The organism is Micromonospora lupini, assembly GCF_026342015.1.
GTDB lineage: Bacteria > Actinomycetota > Actinomycetes > Mycobacteriales > Micromonosporaceae > Micromonospora > Micromonospora lupini_B.
Window position 1 is genome coordinate 2,343,962 of the sequence record NZ_JAPENL010000001.1, and the last position, 25,538, is coordinate 2,369,499.

Annotated in this window: 21 protein-coding genes, 1 tRNA gene and 1 pseudogene; 8 read left to right on the top strand and 15 right to left on the bottom strand. The window is 70.8% G+C overall.

The genetic code is table 11. The features are described 5' to 3' along the window. The first annotated feature begins 48 nt into the window (after positions 1–48). On the top strand, positions 49–966 hold the full coding sequence (locus OOJ91_RS10210) for a C40 family peptidase (RefSeq protein WP_266244373.1): 918 nt from the start codon (positions 49–51) through the stop codon (positions 964–966). Between the two features lie 12 nt (positions 967–978). Here OOJ91_RS10210 and OOJ91_RS10215 read toward each other — a convergent pair whose 3' ends face one another. The 3 genes from OOJ91_RS10215 to pnuC all read right to left on the bottom strand — a co-directional run bounded on the left by OOJ91_RS10215 (position 979) and on the right by pnuC (position 4,075). After that, positions 979–1,977: a TerC family protein gene (locus OOJ91_RS10215; RefSeq protein WP_266244374.1), complete on the bottom strand. Its 999-nt coding sequence runs from the start codon at positions 1,975–1,977 to the stop codon at positions 979–981. Positions 1,978–2,285: 308 nt separating this feature from the next. Further along, positions 2,286–3,410 carry an AAA family ATPase gene (locus tag OOJ91_RS10220; protein ID WP_266244375.1) on the bottom strand — a complete coding sequence of 375 codons (1,125 nt, stop codon included), beginning with the start codon at positions 3,408–3,410 and terminating at the stop codon, positions 2,286–2,288. Continuing rightward, positions 3,407–4,075 carry a nicotinamide riboside transporter PnuC gene (gene pnuC / locus OOJ91_RS10225; protein ID WP_266244376.1) on the bottom strand — a complete coding sequence of 223 codons (669 nt, stop codon included), beginning with the start codon at positions 4,073–4,075 and terminating at the stop codon, positions 3,407–3,409. The genes OOJ91_RS10220 and pnuC overlap by 4 nt, the downstream gene beginning before the upstream one ends. Positions 4,076–4,171: 96 nt before the next feature. Between pnuC and OOJ91_RS10230 the strand changes: the two genes are divergently transcribed. After that, the gene (locus OOJ91_RS10230) at positions 4,172–4,465 is read left to right on the top strand and encodes an antibiotic biosynthesis monooxygenase family protein (RefSeq protein ID WP_266244377.1); all 294 of its coding nucleotides are present in this window, start codon (positions 4,172–4,174) and stop codon (positions 4,463–4,465) included. Between the two features lie 108 nt (positions 4,466–4,573). Here the strand turns inward: OOJ91_RS10230 and OOJ91_RS10235 are convergent, their stop codons facing one another. Continuing rightward, the gene (locus tag OOJ91_RS10235; protein WP_266244378.1) at positions 4,574–5,431 is read right to left on the bottom strand and encodes a helix-turn-helix domain-containing protein; all 858 of its coding nucleotides are present in this window, start codon (positions 5,429–5,431) and stop codon (positions 4,574–4,576) included. 150 nt (positions 5,432–5,581) lie between these two features. Then, positions 5,582–7,690: an excinuclease ABC subunit UvrB gene (gene uvrB / locus OOJ91_RS10240; protein ID WP_266244379.1), complete on the bottom strand. Its 2,109-nt coding sequence runs from the start codon at positions 7,688–7,690 to the stop codon at positions 5,582–5,584. A 340-nt stretch (positions 7,691–8,030) separates the two neighbouring features. Here uvrB and OOJ91_RS10245 point away from each other — a divergent pair, with 340 nt between their 5' ends. Then, entirely contained in the window at positions 8,031–9,707 is a 1,677-nt protein-coding gene (locus OOJ91_RS10245) for a hypothetical protein (protein WP_266244380.1), read from the top strand. A gap of 29 nt (positions 9,708–9,736) precedes the next feature. On the opposite strand, the gene coaE is transcribed toward OOJ91_RS10245, so the two are convergent. Both coaE and rpsA read right to left on the bottom strand, forming a co-directional pair. Beyond that, complete coding sequence (coaE, locus tag OOJ91_RS10250) at positions 9,737–10,921, bottom strand: dephospho-CoA kinase (protein ID WP_266244381.1); 1,185 nt, start codon at positions 10,919–10,921, stop codon at positions 9,737–9,739. 146 nt (positions 10,922–11,067) lie between these two features. Next, positions 11,068–12,567 carry a 30S ribosomal protein S1 gene (rpsA, locus tag OOJ91_RS10255; RefSeq protein WP_266244382.1) on the bottom strand — a complete coding sequence of 500 codons (1,500 nt, stop codon included), beginning with the start codon at positions 12,565–12,567 and terminating at the stop codon, positions 11,068–11,070. A gap of 439 nt (positions 12,568–13,006) precedes the next feature. Here rpsA and OOJ91_RS10260 point away from each other — a divergent pair, with 439 nt between their 5' ends. The 4 genes and pseudogenes from OOJ91_RS10260 to OOJ91_RS10275 all read left to right on the top strand — a co-directional run. Beyond that, the gene (locus tag OOJ91_RS10260) at positions 13,007–13,813 is read left to right on the top strand and encodes a class I SAM-dependent methyltransferase (RefSeq protein ID WP_266244383.1); all 807 of its coding nucleotides are present in this window, start codon (positions 13,007–13,009) and stop codon (positions 13,811–13,813) included. Positions 13,814–13,870: 57 nt separating this feature from the next. Further along, on the top strand, positions 13,871–14,473 hold the full coding sequence (locus OOJ91_RS10265) for a Uma2 family endonuclease (RefSeq protein WP_266244384.1): 603 nt from the start codon (positions 13,871–13,873) through the stop codon (positions 14,471–14,473). Between the two features lie 36 nt (positions 14,474–14,509). Further along, a complete protein-coding gene (locus OOJ91_RS10270) occupies positions 14,510–14,728 on the top strand; it encodes a DUF2945 domain-containing protein (protein WP_266244385.1) in 219 nt (72 codons plus the stop codon). Then, a pseudogene (locus OOJ91_RS10275) lies at positions 14,715–15,062 on the top strand (DUF3140 domain-containing protein); the annotation flags it as partial. The gene OOJ91_RS10270 and the pseudogene OOJ91_RS10275, both read left to right, overlap by 14 nt. A 230-nt stretch (positions 15,063–15,292) precedes the next feature. Here the strand turns inward: OOJ91_RS10275 and polA are convergent. The 8 genes from polA to OOJ91_RS10315 all read right to left on the bottom strand — a co-directional run bounded on the left by polA (position 15,293) and on the right by OOJ91_RS10315 (position 25,354). Beyond that, entirely contained in the window at positions 15,293–17,992 is a 2,700-nt protein-coding gene (gene polA / locus OOJ91_RS10280; protein WP_266244386.1) for a DNA polymerase I, read from the bottom strand. Positions 17,993–18,126: 134 nt separating this feature from the next. Beyond that, entirely contained in the window at positions 18,127–18,840 is a 714-nt protein-coding gene (locus tag OOJ91_RS10285) for an ABC transporter ATP-binding protein (protein ID WP_266244387.1), read from the bottom strand. After that, positions 18,827–19,744, bottom strand: coding sequence for an ABC transporter ATP-binding protein (locus OOJ91_RS10290; protein ID WP_439117058.1), 918 nt, complete (start codon positions 19,742–19,744; stop codon positions 18,827–18,829). Before OOJ91_RS10290 ends, OOJ91_RS10285 begins: the two co-directional genes overlap by 14 nt. Positions 19,745–19,760: 16 nt before the next feature. Then, a complete protein-coding gene (locus tag OOJ91_RS10295; protein ID WP_007462817.1) occupies positions 19,761–20,918 on the bottom strand; it encodes a branched-chain amino acid ABC transporter permease in 1,158 nt (385 codons plus the stop codon). Further along, positions 20,915–21,898 carry a branched-chain amino acid ABC transporter permease gene (locus OOJ91_RS10300; protein WP_266244388.1) on the bottom strand — a complete coding sequence of 328 codons (984 nt, stop codon included), beginning with the start codon at positions 21,896–21,898 and terminating at the stop codon, positions 20,915–20,917. The genes OOJ91_RS10295 and OOJ91_RS10300 overlap by 4 nt, the downstream gene beginning before the upstream one ends. Positions 21,899–21,964: 66 nt before the next feature. Next, on the bottom strand, positions 21,965–23,116 hold the full coding sequence (locus OOJ91_RS10305) for a branched-chain amino acid ABC transporter substrate-binding protein (protein WP_266244389.1): 1,152 nt from the start codon (positions 23,114–23,116) through the stop codon (positions 21,965–21,967). 354 nt (positions 23,117–23,470) lie between these two features. Further along, positions 23,471–24,673 carry a hypothetical protein gene (locus OOJ91_RS10310; protein ID WP_266244390.1) on the bottom strand — a complete coding sequence of 401 codons (1,203 nt, stop codon included), beginning with the start codon at positions 24,671–24,673 and terminating at the stop codon, positions 23,471–23,473. A 57-nt stretch (positions 24,674–24,730) separates the two neighbouring features. Beyond that, positions 24,731–25,354, bottom strand: a complete 624-nt coding sequence (locus OOJ91_RS10315; RefSeq protein WP_266244391.1) for an ANTAR domain-containing response regulator — start codon at positions 25,352–25,354, stop codon at positions 24,731–24,733. A 96-nt stretch (positions 25,355–25,450) separates the two neighbouring features. On the opposite strand from OOJ91_RS10315, the gene OOJ91_RS10320 reads away from it, so the two are divergent. Beyond that, positions 25,451–25,526 (top strand) — tRNA-Leu (locus OOJ91_RS10320). Positions 25,527–25,538 lie beyond the last annotated feature (12 nt).

A 25,538-nucleotide genomic window follows, 5' to 3' on the forward strand; every position in this document is an offset into this window, starting at 1 on the left:
TTCTTTCATAGGGTTCCCCTGGACAGCCGACACGAGCTGGGGGTTGACGTGGAGCTCCAACCGGGCCGCGAGGCCATCGTCCGAGTCGCGGTGGCGACGCTGTGGTCCTCCCCCGAGGCGGTCCGACCGGTCGACGGTCCCGCCCTCACGGCCGGCGTCGACATCCCGACCTGGGTCTCCGGAATGGACACCGACCAGCAGGTCGGCGACTGCGTGCTGAGCCAGCTCCTGCTCGGCGAGCGGGTGCTCGTCGACGAGCTGCGCCCGGACGGCTGGGCGCGTGTCGTCGCCGTCGAGCAGCCGGCCGCCAAGCTCGATCCCCGCGGCTACCCGGGCTGGCTGCCCGCCGACCAGCTGACCCCCGTGGATCCCCACGTCAGCGGTGACTCGCTTGTGGTGGACGCCACCAGCACCGAGCTACGCGCCGCCCCGGGCGGGCCGGTGGCCCTGCCCGGCGTCGTCGTCGGCACCCGCCTCGTCCCGGCCGGCCCGGTCCACGACGGCTGGCAGCCGGTCCACGTCCCCGCTCGGGCCACGCCGCTCTGGCTGCCCGACGGGCAGCTCGCCCCGGCGCCGACCGCGCCACCAAGCGCCGCCGACGCGCTCGCGGTGGCCCAGCGGCTGCGGGACGTGCTCTACATCTGGGGCGGCCTCTCCGCGTACGGCATCGACTGCTCCGGCCTCGTCCACCTGGCCTGGCGCCGGTTCGGCGTGCTGCTGCCCCGCGACGCCGACGACCAGGCCGTCGCCACGACCCCGCTGCCCCTGGGCGCGGAGCGCCCCGGCGACCTCTACTTCTTCGCCCGCCCCGGGCGGAAGATCCACCACATCGGCATCGTCACCGCGGTCGCCGGGGACCTGACCGACCGGCGGATGCTGCACGCCTGCTACCGGCGGCGACGGGTGCTGGAGGAAGCGCTGCCGGCCGACCGGATCGCCACCCTGGTCGGCGTCCACCGGGTCTGACCGCCCGACGGGTCAGCGTCGGGCCCCGGCCAGCTCGCGGCGCCTGTCGCGGGCGGACTTGACCAGGCTGGCGATGGTGGCGATGCCGAGCGTGCCGAGGATGACCAGCAGGGACAACCAGATCGGGATGTGCGGCGCCCACGCGACGTGCTTTCCGCCGTTGATGAACGGCAGGTTGTTGTCGGCAAGCGCCTCCAGCACCAGCTTGACGCCGATGAAGCCCAGCACGACGGCCAACCCGTAGCTCAGGTAGATCAGCCGGTCGAGCAGGCCGCCGAGCAGGAAGTAGAGCTGGCGCAGACCCATCAGCGCGAAGACGTTGGCGGTGAAGACCAGGTACGGCTCCTGCGTGATGCCGAAGATCGCCGGGATCGAGTCCAGAGCGAAGATCAGGTCGGTGGTGCCGATCGCGATCATCACGATGAGCATCGGCGTGAACAGCCGCCGCCCGTTCTCGTGGGTCGTCATCTTCGCGTCGTCGTAGCCCTTGGAGATCGGCAGCGCCCGCCTGCTCCAGCGGATCAGCAGGTTCTCGGAGAACTCGTCCTCGTCCGGCTCACCCTGGCGGGCCAGGTTGACAGCCGTGTAGATGAGGAACGCGCCGAAGATGTAGAACACCCAGGAGAACTGCGAGATCAACGCCGCGCCGGCGGCGATGAATCCGCCGCGCATCACCAGCGCCAACACGATGCCGATGAGCAGCACCTTCTGCTGGTACGGCCGGGGCACCCCGAAGCGGGCCATGATGATGACGAAGACGAACAGGTTGTCCACCGAGAGGCTGTACTCGGTGAGCCAGCCGGTGTAGAACTGGCCGGCGGAGCTGGCCCCGGCGGTCAGCCACACGCCGGCGCCGAAGAGCAGCGCGAGGCCCACGTAGAAGGCGACCCAGAGGCTCGACTCCCGCACGCTCGGCTCGTGCGGGCGCCGACCAATGATCAACAGGTCGACGAACAGCACCGCAGTCAGTGCGACGAGGGTCCCCGCCCACACCAATCCGGACACGTCCAACGTTCATTCCTCCGGCAGACACGCGGCGTCGGGCACACCGTACGCCCCCGCGGGGGCCGGCGTGCCGCTGTCGCTCACTCTGGTGACTGTCGGAGGTCTCTTCCGCCCCCGACCCGCGAACGGGACGGCGACCGACGAAGCCGGGTCGAACGCCTGGGTGCCGGCGAACGTCCGTGCTGACGACTTCGTCACGGGGGAATACTCCCCTCCTCGGTGACCATTGTTGCCCACCACTCGCCGTGATCACACCCCGGGCGGGCGGTGGCGCCCGGCCGTGCCGCCACACACCCCGCGGGAATCCTAGGAGGCTAGTGCGTATGGGGTGCGGCGAGGGGATCGGCGAGGGACCAACCGGCGGCGAGCAGGGCGTCACAGGCCTCCACGGCCCGCGCCAGCCGCGCGGTGTGCGACCCGGTCAGCTCCACCACAGGCACGCCGCAGCCCGCCAGCTCGGTCCGGAACCGCCCGGTCATCCAGCTCCGCAGGTGCTCGCCGTCGCGCAGCCCGTCGTCGTCGAAGGGCACACCCCTGTCGTCGGTCAGCAGGTACAACGCCGGCCGGCGGGCAGCCGCCCGAACCTGCGGCGACGCGCTGCCGAGGTAGCGCTCCTCCCAGACCGCGGTGGCCCGCGCGTCGGTGTCGCAGATCAGCAGCGGCCCCGACGAGCGGGCCGCCGCGTCCTCGGCCGCCTGCTGCTCGCGGACCACCGCGCGGAAGTCGTCGGAGTCCCAGCGGACGTCGAAGACGCTCGCCTCCGGCGATCGCTCCCGTAGCCGGGCGAGTTTGCGGGCCGTCAACTCCCGGCCGTACTCCGGCACCCAGGCCGTGCCGTAGTGCGCCGCGAGCGCCGCCGCCATCGTGGTGGTGCCTGTCGACTCGGCGCCGACCACCACCACCCGCCGCACGAACCAGGCCCGCACCGGCGGGCTCAGAAACCGCCAGGAACCCGCCGGGTCCGCGCGGACCGCTGTGCCGGACACCGGCACGGTCCGCCGATCCGGATCCACCGCCACGGGTACGGCGTCGAAGCGGCGGGCCAGCTCCACGCCGTACGCCTCGGAGGAGAAGACCGCGTCCACCGGCCCCGGTCCGACGGCCTCGCGGAAGACGACGCAGTGCGCGTCCCAGATCGCCGGGTCGGCGTAGTCCACCGGGTGGTCGTCGTACCGACCGACGAACCGGACCCACGGCGTGTCCGCGTGCACCTCCCGCAGCCAGTCCAGCCGCAGGTCGAGCGGGATGGACTCCCGCCGCGACGGCGCCACCACCACGGTGACCGTGGCGCAGCGGGCCGCGGCGGCCGCGATCAGCGCGTGGTGCCCGGCGTGTGGCGGGTAGAACTTCCCCACCACCATCCCGTGCCCGAACTCCGGAACCGACGCCCGCCCCGACTGGCCCGGTGTCGACGTGCGCTCGGGAGTCCCGGCGGTCACGCGGTGGCCGGAGCCGGGCCGGGTGGCACCGGGGTCGGGGTCGGGGTCGGGCGGTCGGGGCGGCGCAGATCGGCTCGCCAGGCACGCAGCCCGACCACGCACAGGGCGAGGAACACCAGGTACAGCGCGGCGGTCAGGTGCAGCCCCTTGTACGCGTACAGCGGGATGTAGATCAGGTCGGCGGCGATCCAGAGCCACCAGCTCTCCACCCGCTTGCGGGTCTGACCGTACGTGGCAAGCAGGGACAGCGCCGTGGTCAGCGCGTCCGGCAACGGCACCGTCGAGTCGGTGGCCCGGTCCAGCAGGGCCCAGAGCGCGCCGGTGAGCAGCACTCCGACGACGGCCAGCGTCAGCCACTCGCCCCGGCCGGTCCGGCTCACCTCGATCCCGGTCCGCCGCTCGCCCCCGAACAGCCAGTGCCACCAGCCGTAGCAGCCGAGCGCGACGTAGACGACCTGCAACCCGGCGTCGGCGTACAGGCCGGCGGTCCCGAACAGCAGCATGAGCAGCAGCACGTTGGCGATGCCGATCGGCCAGTTGGCGATCCGCTGCCGGGCCACCAGCCACACGTTCACCACACCTGTGGCGAACCCGAGCAGTTCCGCCCACGTGGTGCCGGTGCCGCCCACCCGGAACGCGGTGCCGGTGAGCCAGTCGATGATCACAATGCCCCTCCCGGGCACCCACCCTAGGGTCTGCGCCGACACGGGAACAGACCCCGCGACACCCCCGCGACACCCCGCCGTGGGAGGCTTCCCGGCATGGTGCTTGAGGTCGCGCTCATCGACGTACTGCCCGGACACGAGGACGCGTTCGCCGCCGCGTACGCCGAGGGTCACCCGGTGCTCGCCGGGACGCCCGGCTGCCGGTCCGTGCGGATGACCCGGGGCATCGAGTCTCCGACCCGGTTCGTGCTGCTGGTCGAATGGGACTCGGTCGAGGCGCACGAGAAGAACTTCCGGGACACCGAACGGTTCGCCGAGTGGCGGGCGTTGATCGGGCCGCACTTCGCCGGGCCGCCGCTTGTCGAGCACTTCCTCGACGTACCGGCCTGAGCGAAGCTGTCGTACCCCGCGGTTACCGTGCCTTCCGCACGCGCCGGCCGCCGGCCCCGACGGGCTCGGGGGCGCCGGGTCCGGGGGCCGCGCGGGCCGCGCCGGCCCTCACTCGCCGACGCGGCGAGCCAGCGCGGTGACCGTCTCCTCAGGTGACAGGGCTGCCGCCAGCAGCGCCTCCGTCATCCGCTCGTACCTGTCGACGTCGAGCATGGTCGCCAGCCGGACGTCGGTGGTCAACGCCTCCAGCATCACCGTCCGCGGGTCCGCCGGGTCGGGAAAGGCATACCAGGAGTACGGGGTGAGCGGGTGCAGCCCGCTGCCGGCCACCCCGCGCGGCAGGAGTCGCACCGTCACGTGGGCCAGCCCGGTCACCGTCACCAGGTGTCGCAACTGGTCACGCCAGACGTCGACCGGCAGGTCACCCGGATCGCACGCCGCCTCGGCGAGCACCGCCGTGTAGCGCGGCGGCTCGGCCCGGCGCAGCACCTCCTGCCGCAGCGCCCGGGCGCGCACCTCCACCTCCACGTCGACCTCCGGCGCGAGCAGGGTGCCGGCGGCGACCCGCGACCGGGCGTACGCCGGCGTCTGGAGCAGCCCCGGCACGACCGCCGGCTGATATTCGACGATGTCGGCCGCGCCCGCCTCCAACTCGGCGTAGACGCGCTGCCGCTCGCTCATCTCGCCGAGCGTCTTCCACCAGCCGCGGCTGGTTGCCGCATCCCGCGCGATCACGATCAGCGCGTCACGGGCCGCCGCCGGCACCTGGTAGATGTCAAGCAGATCCAGCACGTCGGCGAGATCCGGACGGCTCTGCCCCAGCTCGATGCGGGACAGCTTCGACGTCGAGGCCCAGCCCAGCCGGTCGCAGACCTGCTCCAGGGTCAGCGCCTCGCGCCGACGTAGCTGACGCAGCTCGGCGCCGAGCCGCGCGCGTCGAATGACAGGACTTGTTGGCAACGGCATCCCCGCCTCCCCATCGAGGGAGCGTACGCAGGACGATCACCCAGTGCAATAGTTTGCTTGCGCACCGCAATCGGGTGGTCGGCCGACGGACCGGGCGAGGACGCCCCACGCCTGCCGTTCGGGCGGCCCGGCCCGCCGGCCGGGCCGCCCTCACTTCACGCCTGCGGCGTCCATGCCACGCAGCTCCTTCTTCAGGTCGGCGACCTCGTCGCGGATCCGCGCCGCCAGCTCGAACTGCAGCTCACGGGCGGCGGCCAGCATCTGATCGTTGAGTTCCTGGATGAGCTGGGCGAGGTCGGCACGGGCCATCCCCTCCCGGGACGTGGTCGTGGCGGCCGACCGGCTGCGGCTGCGGGTCTCCTTGACCGGCGCCTTGCCCCGGGAGAGCTGACGCGCCGCGCCGCCGACCCGGGAGTTTTCGGTGTCCTCCGCCTCGCGGTAGATGTCGTCCAGAATGTCGTGGATCTTTTTGCGCAGCGGCTCCGGACTGATCCCGTGTGCCTCGTTGTGCGCGATCTGCTTGGCGCGACGTCTGTCGGTCTCGTCGATAGCCGCCGCCATCGACGGGGTGATCTTGTCGGCGTACATGTGCACCTGGCCCGAGACGTTCCGGGCGGCCCGCCCGATGGTCTGGATCAGCGACCGGCCGCTGCGCAGGAAGCCCTCCTTGTCGGCGTCCAGGATCGCGACGAGCGACACCTCGGGCAGGTCCAGACCCTCGCGGAGCAGGTTGATGCCGACGAGCACGTCGTACTCGCCCTTGCGCAGCTCGCGCAGCAACTCCACCCGGCGCAGCGTGTCGACCTCCGAGTGCAGGTAGCGCACCCGGACGCCGTTCTCCAGGAGGTAGTCCGACAGGTCCTCGGCCATCTTCTTGGTAAGCGTGGTGACAAGCACCCGCTCGTCGCGGTCGGTCCGCAGCTTGATCTCGTGCATGAGGTCGTCGATCTGGCCCTTGGTCGGCTTGATCACGACCTGCGGGTCGACCAACCCGGTGGGGCGGATGACCTGCTCGACGAACTCCCCCTGGGCCTGTTCCAGCTCCCACGTGCCCGGGGTCGCCGACAGGTAGACCATCTGGCCGACCCGCTCCAGGAACTCGTCGAAACGCAGCGGCCGGTTGTCGGCCGCGCTGGGCAGCCGGAACCCGTGGTCGATGAGCATCCGCTTGCGGGAGGCGTCACCCTCGTACATGCCGCCGATCTGCGGGATCGTCACGTGCGACTCGTCGACAACTGTGAGGAAGTCGTCCGGGAAGTAGTCGAGCAGGGCGTGCGGCGGGCTGCCGGGCAGCCGCCCGTCCATGTGCATCGAGTAGTTCTCGATGCCGGAGCAGAAGCCCACCTGCCGCATCATCTCGATGTCGTACGTGGTGCGCATCCGCAGCCGCTGCGCCTCCAGCAGCTTGCCCTGCCGCTCCAGCTCGGCCAGCCGCTCGGCCAGCTCCACCTCGATGTCGCGGATCGCCCGCTCCATCCGCTCCGGACCGGCCGCGTAGTGCGTCGCCGGGAAGATCACCAACTTGTCGACCTCACGGACCACGTCACCTGTCAACGGGTTGAGGTAGTAGAGCTTCTCCACCTCGTCGCCGAACAGCTCGATGCGGACCGCCAACTCCTCGTACGCCGGAATGATCTCCAGCGTGTCGCCGCGGACGCGGAAGGTGCCGCGCTGGAAGGCCATGTCGTTGCGGGTGTACTGGATGTCGACGAGCCGGCGCAGCAGCTTGTCGCGGTCGAGATCCTGCCCGACCTCGACCCGGACCGCCCGGTTGAGGTATTCCTCCGGGGTGCCCAGGCCGTAGATCGCCGAGACGGTCGCCACCACGATCACGTCGCGGCGGGTGAGCAGCGACATCGTCGCCGAGTGCCGCAGCCGCTCGACCTCCTCGTTGATCGAGGAGTCCTTCTCGATGTAGGTGTCGGTCTGCGGGATGTACGCCTCGGGCTGGTAGTAGTCGTAGTACGAGACGAAGTATTCGACCGCGTTGTGCGGCAGCAGCTCGCTGAACTCCTTGGCCAGCTGCGCGCAGAGCGTCTTGTTCGGGGCGAGCACCAGGGTGGGGCGCTGCAGCCGCTCGATCAGCCACGCGGTGGTGGCGCTCTTGCCGGTGCCTGTCGCGCCGAGGAGCACCGTGTTGCGGTCGCCGCGCCGCACCCGGCGCTCAAGGTCGTCGATGGCGGCCGGCTGGTCGCCGGCCGGCTGGAATTCACTGACGACCTGGAAGCGGCCGTCGAGCCGGGGAATGTCGAGCGCCATGACCTCAACGGTACGCCGCAGGTCCGACAGGTTCGGCCGTCGCGCAGGGTGCGTGATCGGCTTCAATATTCCCATTGTGTGGCCCATGTCACCGGGACTACCCTCTCCATGTAGGCCGCTCGCGGCGGCCGACCGGGCCGGAGGCCAGGCCATCATCAGGCCGGCCGCCCCCGGCACAGCGGTCGCAGCACCCGGCTCGTCCGGCGTGCGCACCCGTGTGGTCGCGCTCGAGGCGCAGACCGGCCGCCGCGAGCGCCCCTGCCGCTTCACCCCCAGCTCGTCACCCTCGGCTCGTCACCCTCAGCTCGTCACCCCGCGCCGTCCCGCCCGTTTCACATCCGTGGACACCTCTCCGGCACCGGCGCGCGACCCCGCTCCCCACACCACGGGCGTCGGCGGCCCCTTCCCCGACCCTGACGGGCGCACGTTCGAGTCGGACGCCACCGACACCGACAGCGCCGGGCACTCCCGGGCGAGCCGTCGCCGGCGTACGGTGCTGCTGCTGCTCGCCCTGACCGCTGTGACATCCGCGACGGCGCTCGTGGCCGGGCTGCTGAGCTGGGCTCCCGACCCACCCGAGCCGGCCCGGCCGCTTACCGTCACCGAGGCCGAGCGGCTGGCCGCCATGCGGGTCACCAACCTGCGGGACCTGCGCGCCGGCGTCCATGTCACGGCCGGCGCCGGCGCCGCCCGTACCGAACTGGTGGGCTGGGTGGACTGGTCGCGGCCCCTGCTCTACCTGGACGTCGGCGGGCCGGGGGCGGGCGCCGAGCGGGGCCTGCTGCAGAGCGCCGGCCCGGTGCTGGTCACCCGGCCGGACCCGGCGGCCGTGCCCACCCCGGCCGCGCCGCCCCTGGTGCCGCCGCCGGACCGCTGGCGGCTGCACCACCTGACGCCCGGCGCGGGCCTGGCACCGGTCCTCGACCTGCTCCTCGGCCTCGCCGCCGACCGTCCGGACCCGTCCCCGGCGATGGACGGCGGCGCCGCCCGGTGGGTCGCTTCGGACGTGGTCGCGGCCGGGCCGGTCGACGTCCTGCAGGCGCCGCTGCCCACCGTGACCCCGCCCACCCCCGGAGGCACGACGACGGCCGGCACGACGACGGCCGGCACGACGACGAACGGCACAACGACGAACGGCACGACGACGAACGGCACGACGACGAACGGCACGACGACGAACGGCACGACGACGAACGGCACGACGACGGCCGGCACGACGACGAACGGGCCGGACGGGGCGACCCGCTACTGGCTCGACCGGGACGGTCGACTGCACAAACTGGTGACCCGGTTGCCCGGCGTCGGCCCGGTCACGATCCTCCTCAACCGGATCGACCGTCCCACGCTGCGCCCGATCGACGCGCTCGGCGGCCGACCCGGACTGCCGCGTGCCCTCACGGACGCGGAGCAGCGCCGCCTGGACCGGCTGCCCGCCCGGCTACGCGGTCAGGGCGGCGCCACGCTGACGCTTACCGCGCCGGTGGGCACGGACACCAACCTGCGGGGCGCCGGCTGGTTGAGCTGGGCCGCCCGCACCGCGTACGTGGCGGTCGCCGACCTGGGCGTACCGGGCCGCCGGACCCTGCTGCACCGCGACGCCGCCGGCCTCACCCGGGCGGACGTGCCGGCCGAGGCCGGTGGCGGTGGCGCCGCCGAGACCCCGGGTCGGCCGCCGTTTCCGGTCCCGGCCGGGTCGTGGCGGCCTACCCGGTCCCCCCGCGACGACCTCGACCTGCTTGTCGACGCCGCGGTGGCCGCCGCCGGGCCGGTGGCACAGCGCGGCGCGGCCGTGCGGGTGCGCGAGGACCTCGCCGCCGGACGGACCGTGGACGTCGTGGAACTCCGCACGGGCGACGCGCGCCTGCGCTACTGGATCGACCGGGACGGGTCGCTGCGCCGGGTGGAGCTGCGCACCGGTCCCGGCGCGTGGGCGCAGATGGACCTCAGCCCCGCCGTGGTGCCCCGCCTCGGCCCGCCGCCGCGCCCCACCCCACCGAGCGGCTCACCACGGCGCTGACCACGCCCCCCGACCGCTGGGCAGGGCTGTCAGGGCCGCCAGCCGGTCCGCGCGGCCCACTGCTCGGCCCGCAGGTACTCCTCGTCGAACCAGGGGTCGCCGGCCGTGCCGGAGTCGCCGACGTGTGGCGCGGCGTCGACCAGATCCCGCTTGAACAACAGGTACGCGGCCCGCTGATCCGGGTCGGCGCGCAGGTGGTCACGCATCAGCAGCGCGTACCGCCAGCCGGGCGACTCGGCCTCCCGCACGTGCAGGCGCACCGGGCGACCCGGGTCGGCGCTGCCGTGCAGCCGCTTCTCCCACCGGCCTCGGCCGGCCGGGCGCGGATCGTCCCACCAGTGCCCCGGCACCCGGGGAAACCCCGCGTTCGCCAGCCGGTCGGCAAGCGGCCCGTCGGCGTCGGCGAGGCGGGGCACCGCCACCTGCACGTCGATGACGTCGTCGGCGGCGAGCCCGGGCACCGCCGTCGCACCGATGTGGTCGATCCGCAGGTCCGTCGGCGCGAGCGCGTGACGGATCCGGGCGACCAGCCGGGCGTACTGCTCGGGCCAGGTCGGATCGACCCCTGCCCCGTCGCCGCGGCCCAGCGCCGGCACGACACGCCGCTGCCGCAGGTTGTCCTCGTAGGGCTGGAGCCGCTGCCGCCACAGCGCGTCCACCGCGGCGTGCAGCGCCACCAGACTTCCGTCGTTGGTCAGCACCACGTCCGCCGCGGCGCTCCGGCGGGCGTCGTCGGCCTGCGCGGCGATCCGCCGCTCGGCCTCCGCGCGGTCCATCCCCCGGTCGCGCGTCAGCCGCTCCAACCGCGTCGGCACGGCCGTCTGCACCACGATCACCAGGTGGTACGTCGGCGCGAGCCCCACCTCCACCAGCAGCGGCACATCGTTGACCACTATCGCGTCAGGTGCCGCCGCGGCGACCAGCTCGGCCGTACGCGCCCGCACCCGAGGATGGGTGATCGCCTCCAGCCGACGACGGGCTGCCTCGTCGGAGAACACGACCGCGCCCAACGCGGCGCGATCCAGGGTGCCCTCGGCGTCCAGCACCGTCTCCGAGAAGGTGGCGACGATCTCCGCGAGGCCCTCGGTGCCCGGCGCGACGACCTCCCGGGCGACCTGGTCGGCATCCACGAGCACCGCGCCCAACTCCACCAGCCGCGCGGCCACCGCGCTCTTGCCCGACCCGATCCCGCCGGTCAAACCCACCCTCAGCACCCGACCAGTCAACCGGATCACGCGCCTCCCCGCCAAACCATCCCCAGCTCCGTACGCCGGTGTCGGGCGGGATGCGGGTATGGCGAGGGCCCCGCCCCCGGCGATCGGAAAGATCGCGGGGACGGGGCCCTTCGTCGTTCAGCGGGTCACTTGCCGCCGGCGAGCTTCTCCCGCAGAGCGGCGAGCGCCTCGTCGGTGGCCAGGGTGCCGGCCGGCTCCTCGGCCTGCCGGCTCGGGGCCGGGCTGGACGAGGAGGTGGTGCCGCCACTGGCAGCCGGGACGACCGGAGTCGGGTTGGCAGCGGCCTCGGCGTCGGCGGCGCGAGAGGTCTGCACCTGCTTGGTGTGGGCCTCCCAACGCTGACGGGCCTCGGCGTACTGGTTCTCCCAGGTCTCGCGCTGCTTGTCGTACCCCTCGAGCCACTCGCCCGTCTCCGGGTCGAAGCCCTCCGGGTAGATGTAGTTGCCCTCGGTGTCGTACGTCGCGGCCATGCCGTAGAGGGTCGGGTCGAAGTGCTCCTCGCCCTCGACGAAGCCCTCGTTGGCCTGCTTGAGCGACAGCGAGATCCGGCGGCGTTCCAGGTCGATGTCGATGACCTTGACCATGACCTCGGAGCCGACCTGGACGACCTGCTCCGGGATCTCCACGTGGCGCTCGGCCAGCTCGGAGATGTGGACCAGGCCCTCGATGCCGTCGTCGACCCGGACGAACGCACCGAACGGCACCAGCTTGGTGACCTTACCCGGCACGATCTGCTGGATCGCGTGGGTGCGGGCGAACTGCCGCCACGGGTCCTCCTGCGTCGCCTTCAGCGACAGCGAGACGCGCTCGCGGTCCAGGTCGACGTCCAGAACCTCGACCTCGACCTCCTGGCCGACCTCGACGACCTCGGACGGGTGGTCGATGTGCTTCCAGGACAGCTCGGAGACGTGCACCAGACCGTCGACGCCGCCGAGGTCAACGAAGGCGCCGAAGTTGACGATCGAGGACACGACGCCCTTGCGGACCTGGCCCTTCTGCAGCTTGTTGAGGAACTCGGTGCGCACCTCGGACTGCGTCTGCTCCAGCCAGGCCCGGCGGGACAGGACCACGTTGTTGCGGTTCTTGTCCAGCTCGATGATCTTGGCCTCGAGCTCACGCCCGACGTACGGCTGCAGGTCGCGCACGCGCCGCATCTCGACCAGGGACGCGGGCAGGAAGCCGCGCAGCCCGATGTCGAGGATGAGGCCACCCTTGACCACCTCGATGACCGAGCCGCGGACGACACCGTCCTCGTCCTTGATCTTCTCGATCGTGCCCCAGGCCCGCTCGTACTGCGCCCGCTTCTTGGAGAGGATCAGACGACCCTCCTTGTCCTCCTTCTGGAGGACCAGGGCCTCGATGTGGTCACCAACCGTCACAACCTCGGCGGGGTCCACGTCGTGCTTGATCGACAACTCCCGAGAGGGGATGACACCCTCGGTCTTGTAGCCGATGTCGAGCAGGACCTCGTCCCGATCGACCTTGACGACGGTGCCTTCGACAATGTCGCCGTCGTTGAAGTACTTGATGGTCTCGTCGATCGCGGCGAGGAATGCCTCCTCGGAACCGAGATCGTCGTGGGTGACCCGGGTGGCGCTCGAGGGGGCCTCGATGCTGCTCGTCATGTGGGCGGTTGCTCCGGTCGGATGGGTTGTCACAGCAGGCTGGTGTCGCGGTGACCTGTTCGCGCCAGCGGATCCGTCGCCGGGCACACCGAACGATCACCTACTGGGATCATGATGTGCTCCGTCGACCGCGCACCTGCTCCCTGCCGAGACACACGATCCGCGAGCGCATCGTCTAGCCTACCGTGCGCATTACCACAGCGTGCAAGCCCTCCCGACTCGTCGCCGCCTGATGACCTGCGAAAGCCGAACAATCGCCCGGAAACGACCCCTCCTGTCTCGTACGTCACAGCGGCCCCAACGCCACCTCGGCTTGATCGACTCGGTCTTCTGGAAACCGGCGTGTCCCGACGGCCCGGACACCGCGACTTCAGGGAAACCGAGTCGATCGGCCCGCGCCGCCGCCTGCATCGGGATGACGGGGGCCTAGCGTGAGCGCGTGGATGACGACAGCCGGGTGACCCGGCGCCGGGTGGGTGACGCCGAGGCCCGGCGGGCCAACCGCGGCTGGTGGGACACCGACGCGGACGACTACCAGGCCGAGCATGGGGGGTTCCTCGGCGACGTAAACTTCGTCTGGTGCCCGGAGGGGCTGCGTGAGGCAGACGCCTGCCTGCTCGGCGACGTGTCGGGACGGCGGGTGCTGGAGGTGGGTTGCGGCGCGGCGGCCGCCGCCCGCTGGCTCGCCACCCAGGGCGCGCGGCCGATCGCCTTCGACCTGTCCGCAGGCATGTTGCGGCACGCCGCGCAGGCCGCCGACCGCACCGGCGTACGCGTACCGCTGGTGCAGGCCGACGCGCTCGCCCTGCCGTTCGCCGACAGTTCGTTCGACGTGGCCTGCACGGCGTTCGGCGCGATTCCCTTCGTGGACGACTCGGCGGCCCTGCTCGCCGAGGTGCACCGGGTGCTGCGACCGGGCGGCCGGTGGGTGTTCTCCGTGACCCACCCGATGCGCTGGATCTTCCTCGACGATCCCGGCGAGGGCGGCCTGACGGCCGTGCACTCGTACTTCGACCGCTCCCCCTACGTCGAGCAGGACGACACCGGCGTCGCCACCTACGTCGAGCAGCACCGGACCCTCGGTGACCGCATCCGCGAACTGGTCGGCGCCGGGTTCCGGCTGCTCGACCTGGTGGAGCCGGAGTGGCCCGAGGGACACGAGGGGCTCTGGGGGCAGTGGAGCCCGCTACGCGGACGACTGTTCCCCGGCACCGCCATCTTCGTCACCGAGAAGCCGGCCGAATGAGCACGTCGCACCCGCGGTCCGACCTCAGTCGCATCGACCGCCGGTAGGCTCGTCACCATGAGCGCCGAGCCCATCCCGACATCACCTGGCCCCTGGTGTCCGGATCCGATGCGGCAGCAGCGTGCCGACTACACGCTTGAGGACCTGCTCGCCCTGCCGGACGACGCCCCCCGCGTCGAACTCGTCGACGGAGTTATCCAGGTGACACCCTCCCCCACCCTGGGCCATCAGAACATCTCCAGCCTGCTGTGGCTCTGGCTGCACAGCCATGCACCACAACACCTCGGGGCGGCCCAGGCCATCGGTGTCAGGCTCAGCCACAACACGAGCAGGCAGCCCGACGTGCTGCTGCACCGCGCCGGCGTCGCGTCCGTCAATTCCATCCTGCGGGCGGAGGATGTCGTGCTCGCCGTGGAGATCGTCTCGCCCGGCACGCGACGGATCGACCGATTCGCGAAACCCGGGGAGTACGCCGCCGCCGGCATCCCGTTCTACTGGCGGATCGAGCAGGACCCGGTACACGTCTACGCGTACCGGATCGGCGACCGGGTCGGGCCGGGCGGTGAGCGGCAGTACGAGCTGGTCGCCGACGGCGCCGACGTCATCGAGCTGACCGAGCCGTTCGACATCAAGCTGCCGGTCGCCGAGATCACCCCGTAGCCGTTTCGCCCCGGCGGCGGCGGGTAGCCGAGGGCCATGGCCGAACAGAGGTTCCACAAGGGCGACCATGTCTCCTGGTCGGCCCACGGCAGCCGCGCGTACGGCGTGGTGCAGGAGGAGATCACCGACCGGACGCGGATCCGCGGGCGGGCCGTGAACGCGGCCCCCGACGATCCGCAGTACCGGGTCCGCAGTGACGGTACGGGCCACGACGTGGCCCACCGCCCCGAGGCGCTGCGTCATGAGCAGAGGTGACGAGCAGGGCCGGGACACCTACCGGGAGTTCACCGAGGCCGTGAACATGAAGCCCGGCGAGCTGTCGTCCTGGCTGGAGACCGACGAGTCGAAGCAGGTCGGCTGGCACAAGGGTGGTCGCTCCGGCGGCGGCGAGTCCGTCGGGCACGAATCCGGCAGGAAGATCATCAACCTGTTGCGCCGCAAGCGCGCCGACCTGTCCGAGGGCGACTACAAGCACATGCGCAAGGTGGTCGGCTACGTCCGCCGGCACATGGCCCAGCGGCCGTCCGGCGACGTCCGCGACACCAAGTGGCGCTGGTCCCTCATGAACTGGGGCCACGACCCCCTGAAGTAGCCGGTCATTCGCGCAAGATCCGCGCAACATCGGTGAACTTGCTGCCTCACAACGCCACGACCCAGCACTTTCCCCGAAGTTGCGCCGAGTGGTCGGTGCGAGGGCGAGGGCCGCGATCAGGGCGACCGGGTCAGGGGTTCCGGGGCAGCCTGACCCGCGCAGGGATCAAGCCTGACCGCCCGGAGTGGGTCGGGCTGCCCCGGAACCTCCACACCGCAACCACGAAATCAGTGGTCAGCGGAATTCCAGTCCCGGCCCAGGCCGACCGACACCTCCAGCGGCACGGACAGCGGGTGCGCCCCACCCATCTCACGCCGCACCAGTGCCTCCAACGCCTCCCGCTCACCCGGGGCGACCTCGAAGACCAACTCGTCGTGCACCTGCAACAGCATCCGCGAGCGCAGGCCGGCGTCGCCGAGGGCGGTGTCGACGTGCAGCATCGCCACCTTGATGATGTCGGCGGCCGACCCCTGGATGGGGGCGTTGAGAGCCATCCGCTCGGCGATGTCGCGGCGCTGCCGGTTGTCGCTCACCAGGTCGGGCAGGTAGCGACGCCGACCCAGGATGGTCGACGTGTAGCCGTCCTGACGGGCCCTGGCGACGACCTGGTGCAGGTAGTCGCGCACTCCGCCGAAGCCGGCGAAGTAGTTCTCCATCAGGCCGCGCGCCTCTTCGGTGCCGATGGAGAGCTGCTGGGACAGGCCGAACGCGCTGAGCCCGTACGCCAGGCCGTAGTTCATCGCCTTGATTTTGCGCCGCTGGTCAGGGGTGACCTCGTCGACAGGCACGCCGAAGACCGACGAGGCGGTGGCGGCGTGGAAGTCGGCCCCTGAGTTGAACGCCTCGATCAGCGCGTCGTCCGAGGAGAGGTGCGCCATGATCCGCATTTCGATCTGGCTGTAGTCGGCGGTGAGCAGGGACTCGTACCCCTCGCCCACCACGAAGGCCCGCCGGATGCGCCGGCCCTCCTCCGTGCGGATCGGGATGTTCTGCAGGTTGGGCTCGGTCGAGGAGAGCCGCCCGGTGGCCGCCACCGTCTGGTTGAAGGTGGTGTGGATCCGGCCGTCGTCGGAGACGGACTTGAGCAGGCCGTCGACAGTCGACTTGAGCTTGGCGACGTCGCGGTGGCGCAACAGGTGAGCCAGCACCGGGTGCGGCTGCTGCGCGTAGAGCCACTGCAGGGCGTCGGCGTCGGTCGTGTAGCCCGTCTTGATCTTCTTGGTCTTCGGCAGGCCCAGCTCGGTGAAGAGGATCTCCTGCAACTGCTTGGGCGAGCCGAGGTTGAACTCCCGACCCACCGCCTCGTACGCCCCCTGCGCGGCGGTCTTGACCTCACCGGCGAAGTGCGCCTCCAACTCCTGGAGGTAGTCGTTGTCGGCGGCGATGCCCGTGCGCTCCATGCCGGCGAGCACCCGCATCAGCGGCAACTCCACCCCGGCCATCAGCCGCGCGGACTGCTCACCGTCGCGGGACAGCTCGGCGTCGATCGCGTCGGCGAGGTCGAGGGTGGCGCGGGCCTGGAGCATGAGGTTCTGCTCGGCCACGCCCTCGTCGCCCAGCCCGTCGAGAGTGAGCTGGCCGGTCTCGGGGGCGTCCACCCGCAGCTCGCGGTGCAGGTAGCGCAGGGCCAGGTCGGTGAGGTCGTAGGACCGCTGGTCGGGGCGGGCCAGGTACGCGGCGATCTGGGTGTCGCGGACGATGCCGGCCAACTCCCAGCCGTGCGCGGCGCAGGCCAGCACCGCCGGCTTGCTGTCGTGCAGCACCTTGGGCCGCTGCGCATCGGCCAGCCAGCCCGCGAGGGCGCTCTCCTCGGAGGCGTCGAGCCCGGTGGGGTCCACCCAGGCGGCCGCGCCGCCGGCGCTGGCCAGCGCCAGACCGGTGATCGAGGCGGTGTGCCGGCGGTTGGGGCCGGTGTCGAGCTTGACCGCGAGCCCGACCGGGGTGCCGGTCGGGGCGTGCGTGCCCAGCCAGGCGGCGAGCCCACCCGGCTCGGTGAGCACCTCGCCGGTCAGGTCGAAGCCCGACTCGGCCTCCGGCTCGACGGCCTCCAGGTACTGGTAGAGGCGGTCGCGCAGGATGCGGAACTCGAGGGTGTCGAAGACCTGGTGCACGGCCTCCCGGTCCCAGCCGGCCCAGCGGGTGTCCTCCGGGCGCAGCGGCAGCTCGAGGTCGGAGACGAGCCTGTTGATCTCGTAGTTGCGGATCACGTCGGCGAGCCGCTCGCGCAGGCTGTCGCCGGCCTTGCCCTTGATCTCGTCGGCGCGGGCGATCACGCCCTCCACCCCGCCGTACGTGGTGATCCACTTGGCGGCGGTCTTCGGGCCGACGCCGGGGACGCCGGGCAGGTTGTCGCTGGTCTCACCGACAAGCGCGGCGAGGTCCCGGTACTGCTGGGGCCCGACGCCGTACTTCGCCTCGATCGCCGCCGGGTCCATCCGGGCCAGGTCGGAGACGCCCTTGCGCGGGTAGAGGACGGTGATCTGGTCGTCGACCAACTGGAAGGCGTCGCGGTCACCGCTGCTGATGAGCACCGACATGCCCTGGTCGCGGGCCTGGCAGGCGAGCGTGGCGATGACGTCGTCGGCCTCGTAGCCCTCCATCTCGACCACCGGGATCTGGAGCGCGGCGAGGACCTCCTTGACGAGGCTGACCTGACCCTTGAAGTCGGTAGGGGTCTCGCTGCGGCCCGCCTTGTACTCCGCGTACTTCTCGGTGCGGAAGGACCGGCGGGAGACGTCGAAGGCGACGACGATGTGGGTGGGCTGCTCGTCGCGCAGGACGTTGATCAGCATCGAGGTGAAGCCGTAGACCGCGTTTGTCGGCTGACCCGTCGTGGTGGAGAAGTTTTCCACGGGCAGGGCGAAGAACGCCCGGTATGCCAGGGAGTGTCCGTCGACGAGGAGCAGGCGCGGCGTCGTAGCTGTCACGGCAGCGACTCTAGTCCGTCGCACCGACAACCCCGGGTGGCGGCACCGCGCGACGGGCGCGAAAACACACCACCGGCACGGACGCCGGCGGCCGGCCGCCCCTGAGGGGACGACCGGCCGCCGGATGCGGTGTGTCAGGCCACGCCGAGGTAGGCCTCCTTGACCGACGGGTCGTGCAGAAGTTCCTGACCGGAACCCTCCTTCACGATCCGGCCGGTCTCCAGCACGTACCCGCGGTGTGCCCGGGAGAGCGCCTGCTGGGCGTTCTGCTCGACCAGCAGGATTGTGGTGCCCTGCTGGTTGATCTCCGTGATGATGTCGAAGATCTGCCGGATCACCAGCGGAGCCAGACCCATCGACGGCTCGTCGAGCAACAGCAGCTTCGGCCGGCTCATCAGCGCCCGGCCGACCGCGAGCATCTGCTGCTCGCCGCCGGAGAGGGTGCCGCCGGCCTGCTTGCGCCGCTCGGCCAGCCGTGGGAAGAGGGTCAGCACCCGCTCCAGGTCGGCGGCGATGCCAGCGGAGTCCCGCCGGGTGTACGCCCCCATGTCCAGGTTCTCCATGACCGTCATGCCGGGGAAGATCTGCCGACCCTCCGGCGACTGACACAGCCCCCGCACCACCCGCAGGTCGGCCCGGAGCTTGCTGATGTCCTCACCGTTGAACGTGATCTTTCCGCCGGCGAGCGACCGGGTCCCGGAGATGGCCCGCATCGTGGTGGTCTTGCCGGCGCCGTTCGCGCCGATCAGGGCCACCACCTCGCCCTCGTCCACCCGGAGGCTGATCCCGTGCAGCGCCTCGATCCGGCCGTACGCGACGGCGACGTTCTCGAGCTCAAGCAGCGTCATCGGCGGGCTCCCCCAGGTACGCGGCGATCACCTTCGGATCGCGGCTGACCTCCGCGGGCGCACCCTCGGCGATCTTGCGGCCGAACTCCAGCACCACGATCCGGTCGGTGACCCCCATGACCAGCCGCATGTCGTGCTCGATGAGCAGGACGGTCAGGCCCTTGTCACGGATCTGCCGGATCAGGGCGAGGAGCTCCTCCTTCTCCGCCGGGTTGAAGCCGGCGGCCGGCTCGTCCAGGCAGATGAGCTTCGGCTCGGTGGCCAGCGCGCGGGCGATCTCCAACCGGCGCTGGTAGCCGTACGGCAGGTTGCGCGCCTCGTCGTTGGCCCGGTCGGCGATCCCGACGAAGCGCAGCAACTCGAGCGCCTTGGCCTCCGCCGCCCGCTCCTCCAGGATGTGCCGGGACAGGCCGAAGATCTTCGCGGCCGACAGGCGTACCTGCTGCCAGGTCCGGGCGATCCCGGACGCGGCGGTGACCTGCGGCAGCTCCTCCGGCTTGGGCCGGACCCGGTAGAGCCGGAACAGCGCTCCCGGCACGCTCGTCTTGTGCCGGGAGTCCGTGCCGACCATGACGTTCTCCAGCGCCGTCATCTCCGGGAAGAGACGGATGTTCTGGAACGTCCGGGAGATGCCCAACTGGCTGATCTGGTGCGGCTTGCGGCCGGTCACCTTCTGACCCCGGAACCGGACCGCGCCCGAGGTCGGCTTGTAGACCCCTGTCATCACGTTGAAGCTGGTGGTCTTGCCGGCGCCGTTGGGTCCGATGAGGCCGAGGATCTCGCCCTCGTAGATCTGGAAATTGATCTTGTCAAGCGCGACCACGCCGCCGAAGCGGAGCGTGACGTCGTCGACTTCGAGAAGCACCTGCCGAGGCCCCGGCTGAGTCGGGATCTTCGGCGTCACGGCGCTGGTGGACTGGTCAGACACGAGCGGGCACCTCCTCTGCCTCGGCCGCGCGGTCGGACAACTCGCGGGCACGCCGCCGGCTGGGCACGAGACCCTGCGGACGCAGGATCATCACCAGCACCATGGCCAGACCGAAGACCAGCCACCGGTAGTCGGCGAAGTCGCGGAACCGCTCCGGCAGGTACGCCAGCAGCACCGCGCCGAGCGAGACGCCGATCATGTTGCCGGAGCCGCCGACCACCACCATCGCCACGAAGAGGATGGACAGGTTCGCGTTGAACTGGGTCGGGTCGATGAACGCGTTCCGGCTGCCGAAGAGGAAGCCCGACAGGCCACCGAGCGCCGCGCCGATGGCGAACGCCCAGAGCTTGAACTTGAACGGGTACACACCCATCACCGCGGCGGCGTCCTCGTCCTCGCGGACCGCCAGCCACGCCCGGCCGACCCGGCTGTGCTCCAGCCGGCGCACCAGGAAGACCATGATCAGCACGAACGTGATCGCCAACCAGTACCAGGGCTTCGCGTCGATCAGGCCGAAGACCTTGTTGTCCGGCGACGGCGCACCCTCCGGGCCGGGGATGGCCGAGATGCCCACCGGGCCGTTGGTGAGACCTGTGGCGTTGCGGGCCACGATGCGGATGATCTCACCGAAGCCCAGCGTCACGATGGCCAGGTAGTCACCGCGCAGCCGCAGCGTCGGCCAGCCCAGCAGCACTCCGGAGATCATGGTCAGCACGATCGCGATGAACAGGCAGATCGCCCAGGTCACCGCCCACGTGGGCGGGAGGTTGAACTCCTGCTGGATCCACTTCACGACCGGGGAGTTCACCGAACCGAACAACGCCACGCTGTACGCGCCGATGGCGAAGAAGCCGATGTAGCCCAGGTCGAGCAGGCCGGCGAGACCGACCACCACGTTCAGGCCGATCGCCACCAGCACGTAGATGGCGCAGACGAAGAGCACGCCCGCCCAGTTGTTGCCGCCCTGGATCGAGTCGGTCCGCAGCCAGGTCAGGCCCGGAATGCCCAGGAGCGGCAGGTAGTAGAGGATCGCCACGAAGGCGGCCAGCCCGAGCGCCTGCTGCCACTTCGTGAGCGCCCGCCAGCGGTCGCCGATGCCTGTCAGCAGCGTCACCCGACGCTGGTCGGCGGAGCGAATCTTGTTGATCATGCGCGGGCCCTCCCGAGCGACTCGCCCAACAGACCGGTCGGCCGGAACATCAGCACCACGATCAGCACCACGAAGGCGATGACGTCCTCCCAGTTGGACGCGAAGAGCGTGGCGCCGTAGACCTCGACGATGCCGAGGAAGAGGCCACCCAGCAGCGCGCCGCGCAGGTTACCGATGCCGCCCAGGACCGCGGCGGTGAACGCCTTCAGACCGAGCACGAAGCCGATGCTGTTCTGGGTGAACCCGAACCGCATGCTCCACAGCAGAGCCGCGGCGCCGGCCATGATGCCGCCCAGCACGAAGATCAGCATGATGACGCGCTCCTGGTTGACGCCCATCAGCGCGGCCGTCTCCGGGTTCTGCGCCACCGCGCGCACGCCCCGGCCGTACCGGGTGCGGTTGATGAACCAGTCCAGCAGCGCCATCATCGCCACAGCCGCGACGAACACGATCAGCTGGATGTTCGTGATCCCCGTGTTGCCGATCGTGAACAGGGTCTTCTGCTCGATGATCGTCGGCATACCGACGATCTGCCGGGGCCGGCCGAACACGTCCGGCAGCACGCCACCCAACAGCTTGGGCAGCACCTGCCCGAAGAGCTCCACGAACACAAGCGACAGGCCGATCGCGGTGATCAGGAAGATCAGCGGCGGCGCGTTCTTGCGCCGCAGCGGCCGGTACGCGACCCGCTCCAGCGCCAGAGCCGTACCGCCCGAGGCGACCGCCGCGACGATGAGGCCGAGCACCAGGAACAGGATCGCCTGGCCGATAGGGGGGTTATTTTCCACCCCGAGCTGGTTCCACAGGATCAGCACCGCGAAGGTGCCGACCATGAAGACCTCGGAGTGCGCGAAGTTGATCAGACGGAGGACGCCATAGACGAGTGTGTAGCCAAGGGCGATCAGGGCGTAGATGGCGCCCTTGGAAAGGCCATCGACCGTGTGCTGGCCGAGATGACCGATCAGTTCATCGAAATGCACCGGGGGTCTCCTTGAATCGAGTGCGGCCGGGGTGATTCACCCCGGCCGCACTCCATCGCCTTGGCGTCAGCTGAGCTTGAGCTCCTGCAGCGGCTCGATGGCCTCGCCCTTGATCTGGTAGGCCCAGATGACGACCTTCGACGGGTCGACGTCGCCCTTGGAGTCGAACTTGATGTACTTCGACACGCCCTGCTTGTCGTACGCCTTCACGTACGCCAGGATGTCCGCCCGGGTCTTCTTGCCGTCCTTGAAGGCGTCCAGGTAGATCTTGGCGCCGTCGTAGCCCTCAGCACCGTAGGAGCCCGGCGCGATGCCGTACTCCTTCTGGTAGTCGGCGGAGAAGGTGCCGCCGGCCTTGTCGGCCGGGAGGCACGGGCAGGTGATGATCGCGCCCTCGGCGCCACCGGAGGCACCCTTCGGGAACGCCGGGTCGTACAGACCGTCCGGGCCGACGAACTTGGCCTGGACACCGGCGGCGCGCATCTGCTTCACCAGCGGCGCGGCCTCACGGGTGTAACCGCCGTAGAAGACGTAGTCCGCCTTCGCCGACTTGATCTTGGAGATGGTGGCGTCGAACTGCGCCTGCCGCTCCTGGATCTTGTCCTTGTTGACCACCAGCGGGCCGAGCTGCTTGCCCAGCTCCTCGGTGATGCCCGCGCCGTACGCGCTGGCGTCATCGACCATGAAGACCTTCTGCGCGTTCTGCGCCTTCAGGTAGCTCGCCACCGCGCCGGCCTGCGTGCCGTCGTTGCCGACCACCCGGTAGAAGGACGTGTTGCCCTTCTGGGTCAGGTCCGTACGGGTCGCCGACGGGCTGACCATGGCCAGACCAGCGGCCTGGTAGATCGGCATCGTGGCGTCCGACTCACCGGAGAAGTGGCCACCGATGACACCGAGGAACGAGTTGTCACCCGCGATCTGGTTCGCGAACGGGGTCGCCACGGCCGGGTCGCCCTGGGTGTCGAACTCCTGCATGGTGACCTTGCAGTTCGGGTTCGCCTCGTTGAACTGCTTCACGGCGAGCTTCGCGCCGTTGAGCGACGGGATCACCAGACCCGCGTTGTCACCGGTGAACGCGCCGAAGATCGCGATCTTGCCACCGCAGTCACCGGACGCGGTCCCACCGTCACCGCCACCGGTGTCCTGGCAACCAGCCGCGACCACCAGGGTCGCGGCGAGCGCAACAGTGCCCAGCGCCCGTACATAGCTTCGCCTCACGGCTTCCTGACCTCCTCCAGATGCGGACGCGGCTGACCCGTAGTGACGGCGACAGCACGCAGCCCGCAGATCCACCCACCCCGCAGGGACGCCCCCTGCGTAACGGCTCGTGATGGCGGAGCGTACCGACACCGCATACCGTCCCGGAAGGCCTGGACGCGGGGTCTGCGAAACCGTTACGAAGACGTGGGCAATCCTGTCGATGCGCGTAACAGGTGAATCCGTCGATCGGTCCTTAAGCCCGCGGCCGGTCGGAGCACGCCCACACCCATCCGGACCGCCAACGACCACCGAACAGCCACCTGACCTGCGGAAACAACCCGATGGGCAGCCCTGCGGCGCCGCACCCCACCCTCAGGCGCCCACCCCGTCCGCCCACCACAACCCGGACCGCGAACCGTCGTCCACCGCCAACCACCACCGGTCACCCACCGCCACCAACGCCACATCCCGGTCAGCGCCCGCCGCCACATCCAGTGGCATCGCGGCCTCCCGCCACGACCCACCCCGATCCGTCGACACCCACACCGAGTAACGCCCACCGTCCGCCACCGCGGCGAACAGCCGATCACCGGAGGCCACCAGCGACGCCACCTGGGGCACCCCCGACCCCGACCGCCCCCCGAACGCCCCCGCCGCCACCCAGCCGGCCGCCTCCTGACGCCACGCGCCGAACGTCGCCCCCCGCAGCCCGACCGCCACCGGCACCCCGCCGGCCAGCACCACCCGCTGCAACTCCTCGTACTCCGGACCACCCGGCAACACCGTGCGCTGCCACGACCGCCCGTCCGGCGACGACCACACCGCCGGGTCCCGGTCGATCCGGCCGGCCGGCAGCAGACCACCCACCGCCAGCCAACCCGACGATGTCGCCGCCGCGTCGAACGCCCAGGTCACCCCCGTGGCGTCACTCGCCAACCCCGGCGCGCCCTCGACAAGCGCGAACTCCGCGGCCGCCGGCGACGACACCCACGAGGCCGCACCCGCCGAACGGTTGCCCACGATCAACCAGCCCGACGGACCCGCCGCCAGGCGGGACACGTTGACCGCCTTCGGCCCGCCGTACGTCTCGAACGACGCCTGCACCTCGACGAGCGCGCCGTCGGCCACCTGCCGCCACGTGCTCACCCGCGGATAGCCGTGCGCCCCGCCGACCTTCGCGCCGATCACCGCGGCGCGAGCGTCGCGGCACGCCACCGACGAGAGCACGTTCTGCTTGCCGTAGAACGAATCCGCCCGCACCGGCAGCACCGTCCACGCCGTACCGTCCACGCTGGTCCAGGCCGCCGGGCGCGTGCCGCCAGCGGAGTCCGCGACACCACCGACCAGGAACCACCGGCCGGCGCACGCCGCCACGTCCCGCACCAACAGGCGGCCCGCGCCACCCGGAGGCGCCGGCAGCGTCAACGACTGCCACGCCGGCCGCAACCCCGGCGCGGCAGCCACAGTCGGCCCGGCGCTCGTCGACGCGTCGCCGCTCGGCGCGGCCGGCCCGTCACAGCCGGCGAGCAGCAGCGCGAAGAGGCCGAACACCGCAATCACCCGTCGGAGGGACACCCCTCGATGCTAGCCACCATGGGGCGTACGCGGTGACCCCGAGCAGGGCAGACGCGCTCAGACTGTCGGCTGCTGCGGCACCTCGCCGCCGGCGGTCTCCGTGAGGATCCGCTCGGCGACCTCCTTCATGGTCATCCGGTGGTCCATCGCCGTGCGCTGGATCCACTTGAACGCCTGCGGTTCGGTCATCCCGTACGTCGTCATCAGCGCGCCCTTGGCACGCTCCACCGCCTTACGGATCTCCAGACGGTCGGTAAGGCTCGCGACCTCGGCCTCCAGGGCCGCGACCTCCGAGTAGCGCGACAGCGCGATCTCCACCGCCGGGACCAGGTCACTCTTCTGGAAGGGCTTCACCAGGTACGCCATCGCGCCCGCCGCCCGCGCCCGCTCCACCAGGTCCCGCTGGCTGAACGCGGTCAGGATGATCACCGGGGCGATCCGGGCGCCGGCGATCCGCTCGGCGGCGGCCAGCCCATCCATGATCGGCATCTTGATGTCGAGGATGACGAGGTCGGGCTTCAACTCCTCGGCGAGGCGCACGGCGGTCTCGCCGTCGCCGGCCTCCCCCACCACCTCGTAGCCCTCTTCGACAAGCATCTCGGCGAGGTCCAGCCGGATCAACGCCTCGTCCTCGGCGATCAGTACGCGCCTACGCTCGGCATCCGTCGGCGTCTCAGCCACCAGCCCTACCCCCACCAGTCAGAACCCGACACCCGCCCAGCCGGGTGTCACCGCCCTCAGCGTAGTGGGTAATCTATCCAGGCCGGGAAACCGACGGCCCCTGTAGTCCAATGGCAGAGACGATGCACTCAAACTGCATATAGTGTGGGTTCGAATCCCACCGGGGGCACCAAACCTGTCGTAC